The organism is Roseateles sp. FW301-B2 (assembly GCF_058788955.1).
On record NZ_JBYTBE010000018.1, the window covers coordinates 85,715 to 102,617 of the forward strand.

Below are 16,903 nucleotides of genomic sequence, written 5' to 3' on the forward strand. Positions count from 1 at the left end.
AGCGAGTCCGCCATGTCCATGATCTACAACGCCCTCTCGGGTGCCCAGGCGGCCCAGGCCGCGCTGAGCGGCGCCAGCCAGAACATCGCCAATGCGATGACGCCGGGCTACTCGCGCCAGGGCGTGCTGCTGAGCTCGGTGCAGCCGCAGCGCGCCGGCACGACCGAGGCCGGCAGCGGCGTGGCGGTGTCGGCGCTGCTGCGCTTCAGCGACGGCTACAAGAACCTGCAGCTCTGGCAGGCCAGTGCCAACCTCGGCCAGGCCAACAGCACGCAGGCCTATTTCAACCAGCTCGAGCAGGTGATGTCGGACGACACCTCCAACATCAACAAGGGCTTGGACGATTTCTTTGCCGCGCTCAACGCCGCCAGCGTGCAACCCGATTCGGGCCCGCTGCGCGAGCAGGTGCTGACCGCCGCCGACGGCCTGGTGAAGCGCTTCGGCAGCCTGCAGCGCCTGCTGGACAACCAGCGCAACGCGGTGATCGAGCAGCGCGGCGCGGCGCTCGACCAGATCAACAGCATCAGCCGCGACATCGCCCTGCTCAACGCGCAGATCGCCGCCAGCCGCGGCAGCAATATCAACGCCGCCGGCCTGCTGGACGCACGCGATCTCAAGACTGACGCGCTGGCCGCCCTGGTGGGCGTGCAGGTGGTGGACCTGCCGGACGGCACGCGCAGCGTCTCGCTGAAGAACGGCCAGCCGCTGGTGGCCGCCAGCGATGCGGCGCAGCTGAGCCAGGACGCCAGCGGCATGCAGCTGCAGTTCGCCAACACCGCCTTCAAGGTGCTGGGCCATGGCCTGGGCGGCCAGCTGGGCGGGCTGGACGATTTCGAGCAGCAGCTGCTCAAGCCCCTGGCCCAGAACATTGCCGAGCTGGCGCAGGGCGTGGCCGGCCAGTTCAACACCCAGCTGCGGGCCGGCTTCCAACCCGACGGCACGCCCGGCGTGGATCTGTTCGTCTATGGCGCGTCCGGTCTGAGCCTGAGCGGCATCGGCGCCGGCCAGCTGGCCTTCTCGAGCACGGCGGCAGCCAGCAGCGCGGCCGGCGACAGCCGCAATCTGGCCGCCCTGATCGGTCTGAAGGGCCAGAGCATCAACCTCACCGCCTTCGACACCGCGGGCCAGGCCCTGGCCGCGCCGGTGGCGGTGGTGCTGGGCGATGTCTATACCCAGCTGGTGGGCCGGCTGGGCGTGAGCAGCCAGCAGAACCAGGCGGCGCAGAAGACCGCGCAGACGGTGCACGACCAGGCGCAGGAGAACTGGAAGTCCACCAGCGGCGTCAACAGCGATGAAGAGGCGATCAACCTGATGCAGTTCAAGCAGATGTACGAGGCGAACATGAAGGTGATCGCGGTGGCCAACCAGCTGTTCGACAGCACGCTGGCGATGGTCGGCTGAAGCGGAGAAGCAAGATGCGCATTGCCAGCAATCAATACCACCAGACCATGAGCAGCGCGCTGCAGGCGGCCAACACCGGCCTCAGCACCGTGATGCAGCAGATGGCCTCCGGCCAGCGCGTCATGAAGCCCTCGGACGACACCATCGCCACCATCCGCCTGGCGCGCATGGCGCGCGAGGGCGCGGCGCTGCACCAGTACCGCGACAACATCAGCGGCCTGCGCACGCGCCTGCAGACCAACGAGGTGACGCTGGACGGCATGAAGCAGGACCTGTTGCTGGCGCGCGACCTGATGGTCTGGGCCGCCGACGGCACCAACACCAGCGCCGACCTGCAGGCCATGTCGGGCTCGCTGGCGGCGCTGCGCGACAGCCTGTTCTTCACCATCAACAGCAAGAACGCCGAGGGCCGCTACCTGTTCTCGGGCACCGCCACGATGGTGCCGACGGTGGAGCTGACCGGGGTGGTGCCGGGGGCGCGCTACAGCAGCGGCGTGGGCATCAACACCGTCACCCAGGACGTGGCGGTGGGCGACGGCGTGAGCCTGGCGGCGAATGTCAGCGTCGCCGGCATCACCGCCTTCCTGAACCAGCTGGACGACACCGTGGCCAAGCTGGGCGCCGGCAATGCCAGCACCGCCAGTGCGCAGCTGAGCGGCATCGACCAGATGCTGTCCACCATCGCCGGCCAGATCGGCGCCCTGGGCGGGCGCCAGACCGTGCTGCAGACGCTGGAAGACAACCATGACGCGGTGACGCTGTCGAACCAGCAGGCCAGCATCAGCCTGGGCCAGCTGGACTATGGCGAGGCGGCCGTGCGCCTGAACAGCTACACCCAGGCGGTGCAGGCGACGCAGAAGGCCTATGCCCGCGTCAGCAGCCTGAGCCTGTTCGACGCGCTCTGAGGCCGGACCCTTGCGCAGCATTCCCGCACTCGCAGCGCCGCGCGCCAGCGGCGAAGGGCCGGGCCGCGCCGCCGCGGCGCCGCTGGCCGGCCCGGCGCTGGCGCGCGAACTCGCCGCGGCGAGCCGCCAGCCCGCCGTCGCCAGCACCAGCGAGGGCAGCGGCGGCCGCACGCTACGCCCGGCCAGCCCCTACCGCGAGCCCGGCCTGCAGCAGCGCGTCGCGGCCTACCAACAGGGGCTGGACCATGTCGACGGCCTGCTGGCGCAGCTGCAGCGCTTCAAGTCCGATCTGCTGGCCCAGGCCGAACCGGCCGCCCTGCAGCGGCGGCTGCAAGACCTGACCCTGGCCTGGCTGCAGCGCCCGCAGGCCGGCGTGCTGGACGCACAGCTGCGCCTGGTGGAGCCCGGCCAGGCGCGCCAGCGCTTTGCGATCCGCGGCCTGGATCTGGCCTCGCTGCGCGACGATGGCCCGGAGACCCTGCGGTTGGCGCTGCCCGGCCGCGCCGCCACCATCAATGTGCCGATCGACCCCGCCGCGGGCCCGCAGGCGCAGCTGCGCCGCATCGACCAGTTGCTCGCGCCCGCCGGCGTGCGCGTGTCGGCCCCGGGCGGCGAGCTGCAGTTCAGCGTCGCCGAGGCCACCTGGCCGGCGCTGCGCGAGGGCCTCAGCCTGAAGGGCGACGGGCGGCGCTTCCCCAGCGGGCAGCTGGTGCGGGCGCGCCTGGAGCCGCTGGGCGAGGCGCTGCAGCCGGCGCAATGGCGGCTGGATGGTGCGGCCGCGCAGCGCGAGACCCTGGCTCGGCTGGCCCAGGCCCAGCTGCAGCTGCAGCAGGCGCGGGCGGGCTTGTCGGAGCGCGTCGCCGGCCTGCAGCCGGTGGCGGGCCAGGCCGAGGAGCGGGCCAGCGCCGCCGCGATGCAGGGCCTGGCCGCCGGCTTTGCCGCCGAGCATGGCGACGCCGCCAAGCCGATGGACTACGAGACCTACGCGGCGCTGGCGCCGGCGCTCAAGGGCCTGCGCCGCGAACGCGTGCAGCAGCTGCTGGGCGACTGAGCCCGGCGCCGCCGCCGCTCAGTGCCGCTTGTACTGGGTGGCGCCGAACAGCATCTCGCGCGCCTTGTCGTCCATCAAGGGCTTGCGCTGCTGGGCCAACACCTCGACGCCGCGCTGCACGGCCGGGCGCGAGGCGATCTCGTCGAACCAGCCCTTCAGGTGCGGATAGTCCTTCAGTTCCACGCCCTGGTTCTTCCAGGAGCGCAGCCAGGGAAAGACGGCGATGTCGGCAATGCTGTAGTCCTTGCCGCCGATGTAGCGGCTGGAGGCCAGGCGCTTGTTGATGACGCCGTACAGGCGCTTGGCCTCGTTGGTGTAGCGCTCGATCGCGTACGCGATCTTCTCGGGCGCATAGATGCGGAAGTGGTGGGCCTGGCCCAGCATGGGGCCGACGCTGCCCATCTGGAACATCAACCATTGCAGCACCTCGTACTTGCCGCGCGTGTCGGCGGGCAGCAGCTTGCCGGTCTTGCCGGCCAGGTAGAGCAGGATGGCGCCGGATTCGAACAGCGAGATCGGTGCGGCATCGGGGCCCTGCGGGTCGATGATGGCCGGGATCTTGTTGTTGGGGCTGATGGTGAGGAACTTGGTGTCGAACTGGGCTCCCGTGCCAATGTCCACGGGGATCACCCGATAGGGCAGCGCGCATTCTTCCAACATGATGTGAACCTTGTGGCCGTTGGGCGTGGCCCATGAATACACTTCGATCATTCGGTCGCTCCATCCTGCACTGGTGATGGTTCTCACGCTGTCATCGCATTGTCACGTCTCATGGTAATTAAGCAAGTCAAGCAATGGTTTGTGGCTCGTGCCAACGCGGCGCGCTGGAAGCCCATCGCCGAATGGGCCGAGGGTCGCGGCGGTGGGCTGCGCCATTCGCGCGACGGCGAGGGCTTCGTGCTCGAGTTCCCGCGCGCCTTGCCCGGGCCCCTGCGCATCGAGTGGGGCCCGTCGCAGCGCGGCTATCTGCCGGGCCATGAGCTGCGCATGCGCTGCGAGCTGCGCCTGAGCGGCGACCTGCAGATGATGGTGCTGTGCCGCCAGCTGATGGAGACGCTGGAGAAGACCGTCTTCGAGGCCTATACCGACACGCTCAAGACCCGCGTCGACACCGACACGCCGGAGGAGATGCGCTGGCTGGTGATGTTCCCCAAGTTCAATGGCTTCACCTCCAAGCTGGTGCGCCAGCGCTTCGGCGCCCTGGGCGTGACGCGCGAACTGCCGGCCGCCTGGCTGGAGGGCGAGTTGAACGAGGCGCTGGCCCAGGCCAGTCAGGATCTGCTGCCCGACGAGCGGCCCTTCGTGATGATGAGCCTGCGCGGCAACCTCTATTTGCGCACCACCATGGCCGAGGCCTCGCTGCCGCAGATCCAGTCGCTGGTGAAGCTGCTGGAGGTGGCCTGCCACGCGGCCCAGCGCGTCAACCTGCGCCTCAGCGAGGGCGGGCCCTGGCCCACCACCACCTCGGTGGCCTGGCAGAGCCAGACGCCCGAGGACGAGCCGCCGCTGGCGCGGCCGGCTCACTGAAGGCCAGCGCTCAGCCGCGCTGCGCGAACTGCCAGCCCAGCTCGGCCAGCGGCCGTGCGCCGGCGCCGGCCTCGCGCGCCTGGGCGCTGGAGGCGGTGCCGTCCTCGGCGCGCTTGGCTATGCCCTGCAGGATGGCGGCGATGCGGAACAGGTTGTAAGCCAGGTAGAAGTTCCAGTCCTTCGTCACCAGCGCCGGGTCGATGCGGCCGGTGCGCTCGCAGTAGCGGCGCACATAGCTCTGCTCGTCGGGGATGCCCAGCGCCGCGATGTCCACGCCGCCCAGGCCGCGTGCCGTGCCCGAGGTGCGGATGTGCCAGGACATGCAGTGGTAGCTGAAGTCGGCCAGCGGGTGGCCCAGCGTGGAGAGCTCCCAGTCCAGCACCGCCAGCACGCGCGGCTCGGTGGGGTGGAACACCAGGTTGTCGAGGCGGAAATCGCCATGCACGATGGACACCTCGCGCGGGTCGCGCGCCGACTCGGGGATATGCGCCGGCAGCCATTCGATCAGGCGGTCCATCGCCTCGATGGGCTGGGTGATGGAGGCTTGGTACTGCTTGCTCCAGCGCCCGATCTGACGCTCGAAGTAGTTGCCCGGCTTGCCATAGCCGGCCAGGCCCACCGCCTGCACGTCGACCTTGTGCAGCGCGGCGATGACGCGGTTCATCTCCTCGTAATGCGCGGCGCGTTCGGCATTCGTCATGCCGGGCAGGGACTGGTCCCACAGCACGCGGCCCTGCACGAACTCCATGATGTAGAAGGCGCGGCCGATCACGCTCTCGTCCTCGCACAAGGCCAGCATGCGCGGCACCGGCACCTCGGTGTCCTGCAGCGCGCGCATCACCATGTATTCGCGCTCGATGGCGTGGGCCGAGGGCAACAGCTTGGCCGCCGGCGCCGGCTTGGCGCGCATCACATAGGTCTGGCCCGGCGTGACGAGCTTGTAGGTGGGATTGGACTGGCCGCCCTTGAACTGCTCGATGCTGAGCGGGCCGGCAAAACCTGGCACCTGGCTGCCGAGCCAGGCGGCCAGGGCCTCGTTGTCGATCGAATGTGAGGGGGCACGGGTGCCGGTGAACGCTTCCATGGGTCTCCTGATTGCAGTGAATTCAGTGCGGCGACCCGGGCGGCGTGGCCGGGCTCACTACTTGGCGGCGATCGCCATCAATTTTTCCTTGCTCAGCACCACCAGGCGCGTGGGCTCGACGCGCACCGCACCGTCGCGCTCGAAGCCCTTGAGCTCCTGGTTGACGCGCTGGCGCGAGGCGCCCAGCATCTGCGCCAGGTCTTCCTGCGCCAGCTGCAGGCCGATGCGGATTTCCTCGCCCTGCGGCACGCCATAGCTGCGCGCCAGCAGCAGGATCTGCTTGGCCAGGCGCGAGGCCAGCGGCCGCGTGTTGAGGTCTTCCACCACGTCGAACATCAGGCGCAGGCGCCGGCAGTTCAGGCGCAGCAGCGCCTCGTAGAGCTCGGAGTGGCGCGCCAGCAGTTCGCGGAAATCGGGTTTGCGCACCACCAGCAGGGTGGTGTCGCCATGCGCGGTGGCATCGTGGGTGCGCGGCAGGCCGTCGAACAGCGAGATGTCGCCGAACCAGGTGCCGGGCTCCACATAGGTGAGGGTGATCTGCTTGCCCGAGAGCGAGACCGAGCTGATGCGCACCGCGCCCTTGGCCACGCCCACCCATTCCTCGGCCGGCTCGCCACGGCAGGAGAGCAGGGCGTCGTCGCTGAGGCGTCGGACCGTGGCACGGGAGAGGATGTCGCTGCGCAAGGGCAGTGAGAGTTTTGAGAACCACGACCCCGACTCGATGTTGCTGCGTTCGGGAATTGTAAGAACCGGGCTATTCATGCTTAGTCGCTGACGTGACAGCTCCACATGGCCGTCCTTCCCTATTGTGTACGACTCACCAAAACCTACTGAAGCAGGAGACCAAGATGCCCGCAGATGCCGAACAACTCGAGGGTCAGCAGCGTTTCGGCGCGGCCGAATGGGGCTTGCGCGTGGACCTGGCGGCGGCCTACCGCCTGGTGGCGCTGTTCGGCTGGGACGATCTCGTCTTCACCCACATCAGCGCGCGCCTGCCCGGCCAGCACGATCAGTTCCTCATCAACCCCTACGGCATGATGTTCGAGGAGATCACTGCCTCCAGCCTGGTGAAGGTCGACATGCAGGGCAACAAGCTGGACGACAGCCCCTATCCGGTGAACCCGGCCGGCTTCACCATCCACAGCGCCGTGCACGCGGCGCGCGCCGATGCCGGCTGCGTGCTGCACACGCACACGCTCAACGGCGTGGCGGTGTCGGCGCAGCGGGGCGGTGTGCTGCCGCTCTCGCAGCAGTCGATCTTCGTGCTCTCCAGCCTGGGCTATCACGACTACGAGGGCGTGGCGCTGCGCGAGGACGAGAAGCCGCGCCTGGTGGCCGACCTGGGCGCCAAGAACTACCTGATGCTGCGCAACCATGGCCTGCTGACGCTGGGAGCCAGCGTCGCCGATGCCTTTCTGGCGATGTATCTGTTCGAGAGCGTGTGCGCGATCCAGCTGCGCGCGCAAAGTGGCGGCGGCGAGCTGGTGCAGGTGAACCCGGCCATCATCGGCGGCGCCCAGCAGCAGGCCGCGCAGGTGACCAAGGGCCTGGGCGGGGCGCTGGCCTGGCCGGGGCTGCTGCGCCGTCTGGATCGCCGCCTGCCCGGCTATGCCAGCTGAGGTTTCAACACCCTGACTGTGGGCGCGACGAAACAGCGTGCGGCCCGCAGAGCATTCCGGCGGCGCCGGCGCGGGGCCTCATGCTAGAGTGCCCCGCAGAACAACACAGATCCCGGGAATGGACCGAGCCAAACCAGCGCCGCAGGCCGGCGCTGCGTCCGCCAGACTGCGCACCCTCCTGCTTGCACTTCTTGCCGGCGGATGGACCAACGCCCATGCGGTGGGGGTGGGGCGTCCGCAGACCCTGTCGGCCCTGGGCCAACCGCTGAGCCTGACCTTCCCCCTGCAACTTGCGCGCGGCGAAACGCTGACGCGCGATTGCGTGCGTGCCGAGGTGCTGGCCGGCGATGCCCGCATGCCGGCCAATCTGGTGCAGATCCAGCTCGAGGGCGAGGACGAAAGCTCGGTGCGCCTGGTGCGCTTGCAGACGGTGGTGCAGATTGACGAGCCGCTGGTGACCGTGAATCTGGCGGTGGGCTGCCCGGCGCGCTTCACGCGCCAGTACACCGCCTTCATCGACCCGCCCGCGAGCGGCGCGCCGTCCTTGCCTGACGCGGGCAGTGCACGCATGCCCAGCGCCGAGTTGCGCGAATACTCACCCGCCCTGCAGGCCGCGCTGGCGACCGCCAATGCCAAGCCGGCCAGCCTGCTGTCGGCGCAGGAGCTGGCCACCTTGGCGGCGCCCGAGCAGGCGGCAAGTGCCGCCGCACCGAAGCCGCGCGCCAAGCGTGCCCCGGCGGCGGGCCCCCGCAGCACGGCCGGCGATGGCGCGGCGGGGTCAAGCGCCGCAAGTGGCCCAAGCGCCGAAACCACCAAACCCAGGCGCAGCACGCGCACGCGCACCAGCGTGGCCGTCGCCGCGCAGGCCGCCAGTGCTCCGAAGGCCGGCGGCGGCAGGCTGAGCCTCGAGGCGCCCGAAGCGCTGCTCGAATCCAGCTCCCTGCAGGCTGCCCAGGCTGCCAGCGCCGCCAGCGGCGCGGCCAGTATGCCGGCCGAGGCGAGCGAGCGCATGGTCAAGCTAGAGCAGAGTTTTGCCAAGCTGCAGGCCGAACAGCGCCAGACGCAGGAACGCCTGCTGGCCCTGCGCGTGCAGCTGGAGCAGGCCCAGCGTGCGCAGTACAGCAACCCCTTCAGCCTCGGCCTGCTGGCCCTCAGCCTGGCCCTGGCCGGCGCCTGCACCTATCTGGGCCTGACCCTGCGGCGCGAGCGGCGCCAGCATGGCGAGGCCTGGTGGTCCGGCTCCAGGCCCGAGGCGAGCGCAGCGGCGCCCGCGGCCGTGGCGCCTGCGCCGGCCGCTCCCGCCGCGCCGCGCATGGCGCCCGCCATGCCTCCCGAGGCGCTGGATACCACCGTGCCGGGCGCTTTGTCCACGCCGCCCGACGAGCGCACCATGTCCTTGCCCGGCCTGCTGGACCTGGGCGAGCCTGCCGCCGCTGCCGAGCAGGAACCGCTCAGCGTGCAACTGATCAACCAGGGCCTGCCCACGCAGCCGGCTGCCCTGCATGCGCCCAGCGCCGCACCGGTGCGGCAGCTGGACGCGCAGCGCATGGTGACGGTGGAGGAATTGATCGACCTGGAACAGCAGGTGGACTTCTTCCTCGTGCTGGGCCAGGAGGACGCCGCCGTCGAACTGCTCACCGAGCGCCTCGAGCAGGCGGATGGCAACGGCCTGCCCTATCTGAAGCTGCTGGAGATTCACCAGCGCCGCGGCGATCGCGCCGCCTTTGCCGCGCTGGCCGAGCGCTTTGCCGAGCGCTTCGATGCGCGCGCGCCGGCCTGGAGCGAGGATCTGAACGAGGGCCACGGCCTGGAGGCCTATCCCGAGGTGCTGCGCCGCCTGCAGGCCTGCTGGCACGATGCCGGCGTGAGCATGGCGGCCGTGCAGGCGCTGCTCTCGCGCGATGCGCTTGGCGAGGCCGGCCTGAATCTGCCGGCCTACCGTGATCTGCTGATGCTGTATGCGGTGGCGCGCGACATCTCCGAGCATGAGGTGCGCGGCGATGACATCGATGTGTTCCTGCCGCTGGACGGATCGGGCAGTGCCGCGGCCGCCGCGGGCGCGGGCATGATGGCCACCATGGTCTGGCAGAGCACGCCGCAGGCCAGCTCGCCCATCGACGTGGACATCTCGCTGGACGAGCCGGCCGCGCCGCCGGCGCAGCAGGCCTGATTCACAGCCTGGCGAGCAGCTCCAGCGCCTTATTGAGCGTCTCGTCGCGCTTGGCGAAGCAGAAGCGCACCACGCGCTCGTGGCGGTCGGCGCCGCCAAATGCCGCCATCGGAATCGCCGCGACGCCGATCTCGCGCGTCAGCCAATCGCAGAAGGCCTCTTCCGGCAGCTCGCTCACGGCGCTGTAGTCCACGCATTGAAAATAAGTGCCTTCGCAGGGCAGCAGGCGCAGCGGCGTGCGCGCCAGGCCGGCGCGGAACAGGTCGCGCTTGCGCTGGTAGAAGGCCGGCAGGTCCAGATAGGGCCTGGGGTCGTCGAGGTAGCGCGCCAGGCCATGCTGCATCGGCGTGTTGACGGTGAACACGTTGTACTGATGCACCTTGCGGAACTCCGCCGTGAGGGCGGCCGGCGCGGCCACATAGCCGACCTTCCAGCCGGTGACATGGTAGGTCTTGCCGAAGCTGGAGACGATCAGGCTGCGCGCCGCCAGCGCCGGGTAGCGCGCCGCGCTCTGGTGCGGCTGGCCGTCGAACACCATGTGCTCGTAGACCTCGTCGCTGATCACCAGCACCTGGGTGCCCTCCAGCAGCGCGGCGAGCGCGCGCATGTCGGCATCGCTCCAGACCGTGCCGCTGGGGTTGTGCGGGCTGTTGATGACGATGGCGCGGGTGCGCTCGCCCAGCGCCGCGCGGATGCGCGCGAAGTCCGGACGGAAGCTGTGCGGGTCCAAGGACACGCGCCGCACGCGGCCGCCGGCCAGCTGGATGTTGGGCGCATAGCTGTCGTAGCAGGGTTCCAGCACGATCACCTCGTCGCCCGGATGCACGATGGCGAGCAGGGCGGTGAAGATGGCCTGGGTGGCACCGGCGGTGATGGTGATCTCGCGGCCGGCGTCATAGGCATGGCCGTAGAGCCGCTGCAGCTTGGCCGCCACCGCCTCGCGCAGCGCCGGCACGCCGCTCATCATCGGGTACTGGTTGTGGCCGGCGCGCATGGCCGCGTCCACCGCATCGATCAGGGCCGGGTCGCAGTCGAAATCCGGAAAACCCTGGCCCAGGTTGACGGCCTGGTGCTGCTGGGCCAGCGCCGACATGCGCGTGAAGATGGTGGTGCCCACATCGGGCAGGCGGGATGCAAGCGTGGGTGGCGTGGTCATCGGCAAGACGGGACGGGCGTAAGACTCAGAGTTCGTAGTCGCTGGCCTGGCCGTTCAGGGCGCGTTGCAGCAGGTGCTTGTTGAGGCGCTCGGACAGCAGTTCGGCAAAGGCATAGACATAGTTGCGCAGATAGGCGCCGCGCTTGAAGGCGATGCGGGCCACGTTCTGGCCGAACAGATGGCCCAGCGGCTTCGCCACCAGGTCGCCGCCCGGCGGATCGTCGCGCACCGCCATCTCGGCCACGATGCCCGCGCCCATGCCTAGGCGCACATAGGTCTTGATGACGTCGGAGTCGATCGCCTCTAGCACGATATTGGGCTGCAGGTGGCGCGCGGCAAAGGCGCGGTCGATGCGGGTGCGGCCGGTGAAGCTGGGGTGGTAGCTCACCAGGGGTTCGGCCGCCAGTTGCTCCAGCGTGGGGCGCTCGACCAGCGCCAAGGGATGGCCGGCGGGCACCACCAGCACATGCTGCCATTCGTAGCAGGGCAGGGAGATCAGTTCCTCGAACTCGCTGAGCGACTCGGTGGCGAGGCCGACATCGGCGGTCTCGTCGACCAGCATGCGCGCGACCTGCTCGGGGTTGCCCTGGTGCAGGCTCACATTGACCTGCGGGTACTGGCGCCGCAGCTGCGCCACCGGCCCGGGCAGCACATAGCGCGCCTGGGTGTGGGTGGTGGCGATGGAGAGCGTGCCGGCATCCTGCTTGGAATACTCCTCGCCGATGCGCTTGAGGTTGCCGACCTCGCGCATGATGACCTCGATGGCCTTGAGCACCTGCTGGCCGGGCTCGGTGATGCTGCGCAGGCGCTTGCCGTGGCGCGAGAAGATGTCGACGCCGAGCTCCTCTTCCAGCTCCAGGATGGCCTTGGAGACGCCGGGCTGCGAGGTGAACAAGGCCTTGGCGGTCTCGGTGAGGTTGAGGTTGCGGCGCGCCGCCTCCTGGACAAAACGGAATTGATGCAGGTTCATGGCGCGTGGCCCTCGTTCGCCGAGCCGGCGTTCAGCAGCCCCAGGCTGAGATCTGCCATCGCCTGCATCAGCGCGTCCTGCTCGCCGATGGCGGGATGCAGCAGCCATTGCACGCGCTCGCCCCAGGCGGCGCGCAATTTGTCCACCAGCGGCGGCACGTCGCGCCGCACATGGCCGCTGGCGCCGAGGAAGAGCGGCACGATGTGCACGCGCGTGCAGCCGGCCTCGGCCAGCTGCAGCGCGGCGCTTTCGATGTCCGGCTGCATCAGCTCCAGAAAGGCCAGCTGCAGCGGCAGCGCTGGGCGCGCCAGGCGGATGCGGCGCGCCACTTCCTGGAAGGGGCGGGCCCAGGCGGGGTCGCGGGCGCCATGGGCAAACAGGAGCAGGCCATCCATCGTCGTCACCGGTACCGCACCAGCCAGCCGAAGGCGGCCAGCGAGATGCCCATATAGAACAGACTGGGCGCTGCGGCCACGGCCCAGGGCGTCCAGTTCTTCAGCAGGCCCAGATGGCCCGCCAGGTTGTTGATCAGCACGAAGCTGATGCCCAGCATGATGCCGCCAAACACCTTCAGGCTGATGCCGCCGGCGCGGCCGTGCAGATAGGCAAAGGGCAGGGCCAGGGCCACCATCACCATGCAGGCGATCGGGTAGAAGGCCTTGCGCCAGAACTGGATGTTGTGGGCCTGGGCCGACTGCTCCTGGGCCGAGAGATGCTCGGTGTAGCGGTACAGCTCCAGCGTCGACATATTGGCCGCCGGCAGCACCGCGGCCGTCACCACCCCGAGGGTGAGGCTGCTGTGCCAGGGCAGTTGCGCCAGCCGATGTTCCAGCAGGCCCGCCGGCGCCGGCCCGGTGCCAGGTCTTGCCGCCGGCGCCGCTTCCTTGCCGGGCGCCAGGCTCAGCAGCGGGCTGCCGGTCTGCCGCCATTGCGTGGCGCTCACGCCCTCGAGCGTCCAGACGCCGATGTTCGAGACCTTGGCGCTCTGGGCCGACAGGCGCGTTACCAGGCCGCCCTGGGCATCGAACTCGAAGATGCGGATCTGCTCCAGCAGGCCGCCAGCGCGCGCGCGCTGCACATGGACCGAGTAGCTCCATTCGCCGGCGGGGGTGCTGAGCTTGTCCTTCAGCCAGGCGCCGCTCTCGCTCACCGCGGCGCCGGCATTGCGTGCGCGCGCCACCATCGCCTCGCGCCCGGTCAGGGGGGCGATGTAGTCGCCGATCACGAAGGTGAGGGCCGCGAACATCAGTGCCAGGCTGGCGAGCAGGCCCAGCGCGCGCCCGGGCCCGAGGCCGGCGGTGCGCAGGATGGTGAACTCGCTCGACTGCGCCAGGCGCGCCAGGCTGTAGATGGTGCCGATCAGGATGGCGAAGGGCGCCAGCTCGTAGACATTGCCGGGCACCTTGAGCAGCGACAGCCAGGCCGCCTGGGCGGCGCCGGCGCCGACCCGGTTCATGCGGTCCAGGTCGTCCACGAAGTCGACGAAGAAGAACAGCGACAGAAAGCCCAGCATCACGAAGGACACGGCGCCGAACACATCGCGGTAGAGCAGGCGGCGTACCGTCCTCATGCGCCGCCCCCGGCCAAGCGGGGCTTGCGCCTGGGCAGGCACAGGCGGTTGCCCTGGTCGCGCCACCACAGCAGGCCCAGGGCCAGCGCGAAGCCGCTGCCATGCACCGCCAGCAGGGCGCCGGCCATACTCATGCGGCCGCTGGCAACCCAGGACTGCGAGAGGTTGATGAGGTTGAAATAGACCACGAAGCCGAGCAGGGCGAACAGCAGGTTCCAGTTGCTGGCGCGGCGCGGGTTGCTGGCCGAGATGCCGATGCCCAGCAGCATCAGGTTGACGCAGCCCAGCGCCATGCCGAAACGCCAGGTCAGCTCGCCCTGGTTGCGCGGGATCGGCTTGTCCAGCAACTCGAGCGTGCCGATCGCCTTGGGCGGGCGTTGGTCGGTGGCGCGCATGGCCTGGTTGTCCACGAGCAATTTGTATTCCTCGAAGCGCGCCAGGGCCTTGGCGCCGGATTGGGGGTCCTGCTCATTGCGTTGGCCATGCTCGAGCACCAGGAAGCGCTGGTCCTTGGCCGTTTCGATATGGCCCTTCAGCGAGGTGGTGACCGATTCGCTGCGCTCGGAGTTCATCAGGATGAAGACATTGCGCGCGGTCTTGTCGTCGGCGCTGTCGCGCTCGATGAAGAACACGCGCGAGCCGTCGGCCGAACTCTGGAACTGGCCGGGCGCGACCCGCGACAGATCGCTGCGCTGCTCGTACAGCTCGCGCAGCTGGCTGCTGTTCTGGTTGCCCCAGGGCCAGATGATCATCATCAGCACCGCCACCGCCAGCACCACCGGCCAGGCGGTGCGCAGCACCGGTTTGACGAAGCGGCCCAGCCCGACGCCGCTGGCAAACCAGATCGTCATCTCGGACTCGCGGTACATGCGGCCCAGCGTGGCGACGATGGCGATGAAGAGCGACAGGCTCAGCATCGTGGGCAGGTGCGCCAGCGACATATAGCCCAGCAGGTAGAGCACATGCTGGGGGGCGACATTGCCGCCCGCCGCCAGGCCCAGGGTCTTGATCAGCATCATCGTCAGCACGATGGTGAGGATGACGACGAGGGTGACGCCGAAGCTTCTGGCCAACTCCTTGCGTACGGTGGAATCGAATAACATCCGGGCACTTTATCTATTTCTCGACATTATGGACTTCCGTACTCAGACTGCGTCCCTGGATGCATTGGCCAATGTGTCAGCGGATGCGCTGGTGGTGATCGTGGCGGGCGAGGCCGTGCCCGCTGGTTTGGATGCAGCCCTGAGCACCCTGCTCAAGGATGCGGTCAAGCTGGGGGATTTTGAATTCAAGGCCGGCAAGGCCCTGACCTTGCTGCGCCCGGCCGGCGTGAAGGCTGCGCGCGTGGTGTTCGCCGCCGCCGGCAAGGCCACGGTGAAGACGGCACGTGCCGCGGTGCAGAACGCGGTGGGCCAGCTGAAGGGCCGTGGCGCCGCGCATGCGGCGATCGCCTTCGCTGGTTTCGACGCTGTGAGCGACGCGCTGGTCGAGCAGACCGTGCTGGCCGTGCGCGATGCCGTCTACGTCTACCGCCATACCAAGCCGAGCGCGCCCAAGGCCGGTGCCTTCAACAAGCTCAGCCTGCTGGCCGGCAAGGACGATGCCAAGGCCGTGAAGACCGGCCTGGCCCGTGGTCTGGCGATTGCCGAGGGCATCGAGCTGGCGCGCGAGGCCGCCAACCGCCCGGGCAACTATTGCACGCCCAGCTATCTGGCCGACGAGGTCAAGGCTCTGGGTCGCACGCATGGGCTGAAGGTCGAGGTGCTGGATCACAAGGCCTGCGAGAAGCTGGGCATGGGCTCCTTCCTGTCGGTGGCCAAGGGCTCGGACGAGCCGCTGCGCTTCATCGTGGCGCGCTACGAGGGTGCGGCCAAGACGCAGGCGCCGGTGGTGCTGGTGGGCAAGGGCATCACCTTCGACTCGGGTGGGATCTCGCTCAAGCCGGGCGCGGAGATGGATGAGATGAAGTTCGACATGGGCGGCGCGGCCAGCGTGCTGGGCACGCTGCGCGCCGTGGCCGAACTCAAGCCCAAGATCAATCTGGTGGCCATCATCGCGGCCTGCGAGAACATGCCCAGCGGGCGCGCGCTCAAGCCGGGCGATGTGGTGACCTCGATGTCGGGCCAGACCATCGAAATCCTCAACACCGACGCCGAGGGCCGCTTGATCCTGTGCGACGCGCTGACCTATGCCGAGCGCTTCAAGCCGGCGGTGGTGGTGGACGTGGCGACGCTGACGGGCGCCTGCGTGATCGCGCTGGGCGGCGTGCGCAGCGGCATGTACGCGAGCGATGACGAGCTGGCAGCCTCGCTGCTGGCGGCGGGCGAAGCCGCGCAGGATCTGTGCTGGCGCATGCCGCTGGACGAAGAGTACGAGGAAGGCCTGAAGAGCAACTTCGCCGATGTGGCCAATGTGGGCTCGCGCGCCGGTGGCTCGATCACCGCGGCCATGTTCCTCAAGCGCTTCGCCAGCAAGTACCGCTGGGGCCATCTCGACATCGCCGGCACGGCCTGGAAGGGTGGCGCCGCCAAGGGCGGCACCGGCCGCCCGGTGGGCCTGTTGACGCACTTCGTGCTGTCGCAGGTTCGTTGAGCGAGCGGGGAGGCAGGAGTCGGCGTATGGCAGAGGTGAGCTTCTACACCAATGTGGCCGACCGCCTGCCCTATGTGTGCCGCCTGCTGCGCAAGGCGCAGCTGAGCGGCGCACGCGTCGGGGTGCTGGGGCCGCCAGCCGTGCTGGAGCGGCTGGACGCCGCGCTCTGGACCTTCGAGCCGACCGAGTTCGTCCCGCATGTGCGCGTGGCGGACGCGCCGCTCAGGCCCGCCTTGCAGCGCACCCCGGTGGTGCTGGCCGAGCGGGTGGAGTCGATCCCGCACCGGCACATGCTGCTCAACCTGGGTTCGGACCTGCCGCCTGCCTTCGACACCTTCGAGCGCGTGCTGGAGGTGGTGTCGCGCGACGAGCAGCAGGTGCAGGCCGGGCGCATGCGCTTCAAGCGCTATCGCGAGCTGGGTTGCCAGGTCTCGCATCACGTCGTCAGCGACTGAATCGCGGACTGGCGGGGCTCGGCGCTAGGCACAGGGGTCAGGTCTTGCCCCTCGCGTGGCGTGCCAACTCGGTGCGGCTGTGCCACATATCGATGCACCCCATATGAAACCGGCAGGGTAAGTACGGGTAAACGACAGCGGGAACGCATCAGACGGCATGCGGTTTTCCAGAGTTTCCCCCTGGAGTAAGGGGTGGAATTGGGGTATGTTTGCGCTCGTTGAGAATTCAACGTTAATAAGCTCTCCTTCTTCCAACTCGGAGGTAATACATGCAAGTCAAGTTGAATGTGATCGTGGGCGCCGTCGCGGCCGTGCTGTGCGGCACGGCGATGGCGCAAGACCTGGTCGTGAAGATCGGCCACGTCGGCCCCACCAGCGGCGCGATTGCCCACCTGGGCAAGGA

16 protein-coding genes are annotated in these 16,903 nt (G+C 69.0%); 8 read left to right on the forward strand and 8 right to left on the reverse strand.

From position 1 onward, the window contains the following. The first annotated feature begins 12 nt into the window (after positions 1-12). Genes flgK through AC3WQY_RS14055 form a run of 3 tightly spaced genes read left to right on the forward strand, consistent with a single transcriptional unit; the run spans position 13 to position 3,357 of the window. Positions 13-1,401, forward strand: a complete 1,389-nt coding sequence (gene flgK / locus AC3WQY_RS14045; protein WP_492709186.1) for a flagellar hook-associated protein FlgK — start codon at positions 13-15, stop codon at positions 1,399-1,401. 14 nt (positions 1,402-1,415) lie between these two features. Beyond that, positions 1,416-2,306 carry a flagellin N-terminal helical domain-containing protein gene (locus AC3WQY_RS14050; protein WP_285232461.1) on the forward strand — a complete coding sequence of 297 codons (891 nt, stop codon included), beginning with the start codon at positions 1,416-1,418 and terminating at the stop codon, positions 2,304-2,306. Between the two features lie 10 nt (positions 2,307-2,316). After that, complete coding sequence (locus AC3WQY_RS14055) at positions 2,317-3,357, forward strand: hypothetical protein (protein WP_492709188.1); 1,041 nt, start codon at positions 2,317-2,319, stop codon at positions 3,355-3,357. An 18-nt stretch (positions 3,358-3,375) separates the two neighbouring features. Here AC3WQY_RS14055 and AC3WQY_RS14060 read toward each other — a convergent pair whose 3' ends face one another. Beyond that, entirely contained in the window at positions 3,376-4,068 is a 693-nt protein-coding gene (locus AC3WQY_RS14060; RefSeq protein ID WP_285232459.1) for a glutathione binding-like protein, read from the reverse strand. Between the two features lie 90 nt (positions 4,069-4,158). Here AC3WQY_RS14060 and AC3WQY_RS14065 point away from each other — a divergent pair, with 90 nt between their 5' ends. Further along, positions 4,159-4,884 (forward strand): hypothetical protein, encoded by a 726-nt coding sequence (locus AC3WQY_RS14065; RefSeq protein WP_492709191.1) that lies wholly within the window; start codon positions 4,159-4,161, stop codon positions 4,882-4,884. A gap of 10 nt (positions 4,885-4,894) precedes the next feature. Here the strand turns inward: AC3WQY_RS14065 and AC3WQY_RS14070 are convergent, their stop codons facing one another. Both AC3WQY_RS14070 and AC3WQY_RS14075 read right to left on the reverse strand, forming a co-directional pair. Next, the gene (locus AC3WQY_RS14070) at positions 4,895-5,968 is read right to left on the reverse strand and encodes a phosphotransferase (protein ID WP_492709193.1); all 1,074 of its coding nucleotides are present in this window, start codon (positions 5,966-5,968) and stop codon (positions 4,895-4,897) included. Between the two features lie 57 nt (positions 5,969-6,025). Next, positions 6,026-6,730, reverse strand: coding sequence for a Crp/Fnr family transcriptional regulator (locus tag AC3WQY_RS14075; RefSeq protein WP_285232456.1), 705 nt, complete (start codon positions 6,728-6,730; stop codon positions 6,026-6,028). A gap of 86 nt (positions 6,731-6,816) precedes the next feature. On the opposite strand from AC3WQY_RS14075, the gene AC3WQY_RS14080 reads away from it, so the two are divergent. Both AC3WQY_RS14080 and AC3WQY_RS14085 read left to right on the forward strand, forming a co-directional pair. After that, positions 6,817-7,587, forward strand: a complete 771-nt coding sequence (locus AC3WQY_RS14080; protein ID WP_285232455.1) for a class II aldolase/adducin family protein — start codon at positions 6,817-6,819, stop codon at positions 7,585-7,587. 118 nt (positions 7,588-7,705) lie between these two features. Continuing rightward, positions 7,706-9,757 (forward strand): type IV pilus assembly protein FimV, encoded by a 2,052-nt coding sequence (locus AC3WQY_RS14085; protein ID WP_492709196.1) that lies wholly within the window; start codon positions 7,706-7,708, stop codon positions 9,755-9,757. Position 9,758: 1 nt separating this feature from the next. Here AC3WQY_RS14085 and AC3WQY_RS14090 read toward each other — a convergent pair whose 3' ends face one another. The 5 genes from AC3WQY_RS14090 to lptF are packed head-to-tail and all read right to left on the reverse strand — an operon-like array spanning position 9,759 to position 14,556. Beyond that, positions 9,759-10,913, reverse strand: coding sequence for a pyridoxal phosphate-dependent aminotransferase (locus AC3WQY_RS14090; protein WP_492709198.1), 1,155 nt, complete (start codon positions 10,911-10,913; stop codon positions 9,759-9,761). 25 nt (positions 10,914-10,938) lie between these two features. Further along, on the reverse strand, positions 10,939-11,883 hold the full coding sequence (locus AC3WQY_RS14095) for a CysB family HTH-type transcriptional regulator (protein WP_492709200.1): 945 nt from the start codon (positions 11,881-11,883) through the stop codon (positions 10,939-10,941). Beyond that, positions 11,880-12,278, reverse strand: coding sequence for a sirohydrochlorin chelatase (locus AC3WQY_RS14100; RefSeq protein ID WP_492709202.1), 399 nt, complete (start codon positions 12,276-12,278; stop codon positions 11,880-11,882). Before AC3WQY_RS14100 ends, AC3WQY_RS14095 begins: the two co-directional genes overlap by 4 nt. A gap of 5 nt (positions 12,279-12,283) precedes the next feature. Then, the gene (locus AC3WQY_RS14105; RefSeq protein WP_492709204.1) at positions 12,284-13,453 is read right to left on the reverse strand and encodes an LptF/LptG family permease; all 1,170 of its coding nucleotides are present in this window, start codon (positions 13,451-13,453) and stop codon (positions 12,284-12,286) included. Next, complete coding sequence (lptF, locus tag AC3WQY_RS14110) at positions 13,450-14,556, reverse strand: LPS export ABC transporter permease LptF (RefSeq protein ID WP_492709206.1); 1,107 nt, start codon at positions 14,554-14,556, stop codon at positions 13,450-13,452. Before lptF ends, AC3WQY_RS14105 begins: the two co-directional genes overlap by 4 nt. Before the next feature lie 28 nt (positions 14,557-14,584). Here lptF and AC3WQY_RS14115 point away from each other — a divergent pair, with 28 nt between their 5' ends. Beyond that, positions 14,585-16,045: a leucyl aminopeptidase gene (locus AC3WQY_RS14115; protein WP_492709208.1), complete on the forward strand. Its 1,461-nt coding sequence runs from the start codon at positions 14,585-14,587 to the stop codon at positions 16,043-16,045. 26 nt (positions 16,046-16,071) lie between these two features. After that, positions 16,072-16,500, forward strand: coding sequence for a DNA polymerase III subunit chi (locus AC3WQY_RS14120; protein ID WP_492709210.1), 429 nt, complete (start codon positions 16,072-16,074; stop codon positions 16,498-16,500). The last annotated feature ends 403 nt before the right edge of the window (positions 16,501-16,903 follow it).